The organism is Variovorax sp. P4_D9 (assembly GCF_056401695.1).
Genome location: NZ_JBFUIU010001570.1, coordinates 1 through 992, shown reverse-complemented (window position 1 = coordinate 992; position 992 = coordinate 1). Strand labels below are relative to the sequence as shown.

Annotated in this window: 1 protein-coding gene; it reads left to right on the top strand. The window is 64.0% G+C overall.

The genetic code is table 11. The features are described from left to right. On the top strand, positions 1-992 hold a 992-nt coding region (gene cas8c / locus AC1DY5_RS56965), incomplete at both ends, for a type I-C CRISPR-associated protein Cas8c/Csd1 (protein WP_478122929.1).

The following is a 992-nucleotide window of genomic DNA, read 5'->3' as shown; positions in this document are numbered from 1 at the left end:
GCACAGGCGGTGCGTGCTCGTTTGCTGGGCCGGGTCGACGGCGAAGCAGAGGGAAACGAAGGCATCTGCTTGGTGACCGGCGACCACCTGCCGTTGGCCCGGCTGCATCCTGCGATCAAGGGCGTGAACGGGGCGCAAAGCTCAGGTGCGTCCATCGTCTCCTTCAACCTTGAATCCTTCGGTTCATACGGCAAGAGCCAAGGCGAGAACGCCCCCGTATCGGAACAAGCCGCTTTCGCCTACACCACCGTACTCAATCACCTGCTTCGGCGTGGAGAACACAACCGCCAGCGACTGCAGATCGGCGATGCCAGCGTGGTGTTCTGGGCTGAAACCGACGATGCGCAGGAAGCACAGGCAGCTGAATCGCTGTTTCAGCTTTTCATCGACCCGCGGAGCGACGATGTTCAGGAAGCCGAGAAGCTGCGCCGCGTGCTCGACGACGTCGGGCAGGGCCGCCCCAAGCCGCTGGGCAGCTTCGATCCGCGGCTCGACAAGGGTACGCGCATGTTCGTGCTGGGCCTGGCGCCCAATATCTCGCGCCTATCGATCCGATTCTGGCAGAGCGACACGCTCGAGGTGTTCGCGCAACGAGCGGCCGACCACGAGCGCGACCTGCGTATCGATCCACTGCCTTGGAAGGTGGCACCGTCTGCTTGGCGGCTGACGCTGGCCACGGCGCCGTCGCGCGATGGCCGCTCCAAGGCGGAAGACGTGTCACCGCACCTCGCAGGCGAACTGATGCGCGCCATTCTGACCGGCGCGCACTACCCGCGCAGCCTGCTGACCAACGTGATCATGCGAATGCGCGCCGACGGAGACGTGTCAGGCGTGCGTGTGGCCTTGTGCAAGGGAGTCCTGGCGCGCGACCGCCGCCTAGGGGTCAATGTTTATAACGAGGAGATACCTGTGAGTCTCGATCTGCAATCTCTCAACCCCGGCTACAGGCTTGGGCGGCTATTCTCCGTGCTGGAGAACGTGCAGCGCAGTGC